The following is a 2,680-nucleotide window of genomic DNA, read 5'->3' as shown; positions in this document are numbered from 1 at the left end:
ACAAGGCGGAATATATCCTTGTATTCAAAGGATCTGAGCCGGCACTGCCTTATATGGAGCAGATCGAAAGCATGGAAAAGGTGTTTGAAACAAAGGCGGGATTTGTCGCAAAAGTGAAATAGCCAAGTGTCGCAAAATATGCTAAAATAACGGTGTGTTCGTAAGAGAGAATACAGACGGAGACAATATGAAGGATTTATTGATTTTTATACCTGCGCATAATGAGCAGGACAATATCGAAAAGGTTGCTTGTGACTTGCGTGAGCACTGTTCTGCATATGATTTCGTTGTGATTGACGACGGATCGACGGATGATACGGTGCGCATATGCAAGGAGAACGATATTCCAGTCATGCCGCTGCCTGTGAACCTGGGGCTTGACGGTGTGTTTCAGACTGGGAATAAATACGCCTACCTGAACGGATATGAGCGGACGGTACAGTTTGATGGCGACGGACAGCACAGCGCAAAATATATCGCGGCGTTGATGCAGAAGATGGATGAAGGATATGACATCGTCGTGGGTTCGCGGTTTGTAAGCGAGAAAAAACCGGGCGGCCTCCGTATGATGGGTTCGCGCATCATAAGCGGAGCTTTCAAACTGACGACAGGGCAGAGGCTCAACGATCCGACCTCGGGTATGCGCCTCATTGACCGCAAAGTGATGAAGCAGGTGGCCTATGACCCCAATTGTGGCGAGGAGCCGGATACCTGGGCATATTTTGTGCGCAAAGGCGCAAAGCTTACGGAAGTGCAGGTGGAGATGAGCGAGCGTGAGGCAGGACAGAGCTACCTGACCTTCGGACGTTCTATTGCATACATGTTCCGCATGATGGTTTCTATGATCTTCATCAACCTGTTCCGCGGCGGGAGGGAAAAATAATGGCGCCTATCTTAAGAGCTGTATTAATCATTATTTCCATATTGGTGCTTGTATATGTCCTCAATAAAATCAGAAAAGCAAAGCTGAATATTCCGGATTCTATATTCTGGATCGTATTTGCTATTCTGCTGCTGATTCTGAGTGTTTTTCCACAGATCGCTTTTTTCTTTGCGGATATACTGGGGATCGAGTCTCCGTTCAACTTTATTATGTTGTTCTTTGTGGGGCTGTTTATTATCAAAATGTTTTTGATGACGATCAAGATATCAAACCTGACGGAAAAAAACAAAGCAATGGCGCAAAAAATTGCTTTTGAAGAGTTTTCCAAGCAGGAGAAAACGGATGAGTGAGTTTTCACACAGCTATGCTGTCTGCGCTTACAAGGAAAGCCCATATCTTAAGGAGTGCCTTGCGTCTTTAGCAGCGCAAAAAGAAGCTTCCCCCTTTTTTATTGCCACATCTACGCCGAACGTTTCCATGGAAGGGCTGGCAAAGGAGTTTGGCGTGCCTCTTTATGTGAGCGACAAGGAAAGCGGGATTGGGCGCGATTGGAACTTTGCGCTTTCGCACGTGGAGACGGATTTTGTGACGATCGCGCATCAGGACGACGTGTATTTGCCGGAGTATGGAAAAATGCTGCGGGAATATCATAGACGTGCCAAAGACCCCATTTTGTTTTTTACGGATTATGGCGAGCTGCGGGATGGGGAAACGGTGTATGAAACAAACCTTTTGAGGGTCAAACGAAAAATCAATAGCCTGATCCGGCCCAAAGCATTCTGGCACAGTAAATTTATGCGTAATCGTGCGCTTTCACTGGGAAATGCGATCTGTTGTCCATCCGTGTGTATCAACAGGAAGCGGTTTCCGGACTTTCGTTTTGGCGAAGAGATGGGGAGCAATCTTGACTGGGATGCGTGGAGTAGGCTGGCAAAGGAAAAAGGATCGTTTGTGTATATCCCGCAGCCGCTGATGCTGCACCGCATCCATGAGGGGTCGGAAACGACCAACCAGCTAGAGGATGGTAAACGGTTTGCGGAGGATTTCGAGATGTTCCGGCGCTATTGGCCTAAGCCTATCGCAAAAGTGCTTATGCGTAAATATGCGAGCAGTGCGGACAGCAATAAAATAAGTGAATAAAAAAGAAGCGCTGTCAGGCGCTTCTTTTTGTATGCAGCAAATTATTTTTTGCAGGCAAGCTTGCCGGAGCATGCTTCTGCAAACAACGCGATACCGCCGACGATCAGGTAGATCGCGAAGATCCATTCCATCGTGAACCATCCCGCGATCGGTGCGCAGATGATCAGGATACCGAGCACAAGGTTGATGATGCCGCTTGCAAGAATCCAGCCGGCACCGGGTTCGCCGGACTTTTTGAACGCGCCGTATGACGAGACCTGTGTGATACCGCCGAACAGTGCAAAGAAGCCGATAAAGAACGAGAACAGCGACAGCATGTTGAGGGCGCCAAACTCTGTGCCAAGCGACTGTGCAAGGATCAGCACGCCGAGAAGCGCAAAGATGATGCCGTTTGCAAGCGTCCAGCCGTTCCGGTATTCGGAAGCGGTTTTTGCATAGGCGACGACCTGGAATACACCATAGATAATAAAGCCAATGGTGATGAGATAGGCGATCCCAAGCCCCGCGATCAGCGGCGCCATGAAGATCAGTATACCCAGTACCACCATGCAGATCGCGATGATGATTCCGGCAGTTTTGTTCCCACCCGTCATTTTTTTCGCCATGTTGTTAAGGTTCATTCTGGATTTGGGCTGCTCGTCCTGCCCATTCTGTTCG

The 2,680-nt window shown here is 48.4% G+C and carries 4 protein-coding genes; 3 read left to right on the top strand and 1 reads right to left on the bottom strand.

Annotated features, from left to right (window positions below):
* Positions 1-187 precede the first annotated feature (187 nt).
* Genes VB081_RS00080 through VB081_RS00070 form a run of 3 tightly spaced genes read left to right on the top strand, consistent with a single transcriptional unit; the run spans position 188 to position 2,023 of the window.
* A complete protein-coding gene (locus tag VB081_RS00080) occupies positions 188-883 on the top strand; it encodes a glycosyltransferase family 2 protein (RefSeq protein WP_323398828.1) in 696 nt (231 codons plus the stop codon).
* A complete protein-coding gene (locus VB081_RS00075) occupies positions 883-1,233 on the top strand; it encodes a DUF2304 domain-containing protein (protein WP_323398827.1) in 351 nt (116 codons plus the stop codon). Before VB081_RS00080 ends, VB081_RS00075 begins: the two co-directional genes overlap by 1 nt.
* Complete coding sequence (locus tag VB081_RS00070) at positions 1,226-2,023, top strand: glycosyltransferase (RefSeq protein WP_323398826.1); 798 nt, start codon at positions 1,226-1,228, stop codon at positions 2,021-2,023. Before VB081_RS00075 ends, VB081_RS00070 begins: the two co-directional genes overlap by 8 nt.
* 41 nt (positions 2,024-2,064) lie before the next feature.
* On the opposite strand, the gene VB081_RS00065 is transcribed toward VB081_RS00070, so the two are convergent.
* Positions 2,065-2,680: HdeD family acid-resistance protein (locus tag VB081_RS00065; RefSeq protein ID WP_323398825.1), on the bottom strand; the 616-nt coding region annotated here is incomplete at its 5' end.

The sequence above is a fragment of the Christensenella sp. genome, assembly GCF_034927525.1.
Taxonomy (GTDB): Bacteria; Bacillota; Clostridia; order Christensenellales; family Christensenellaceae; genus Christensenella.
Note: the sequence above shows the minus strand (reverse complement) of the source record. Positions and strands in the feature narration are given on the sequence as shown.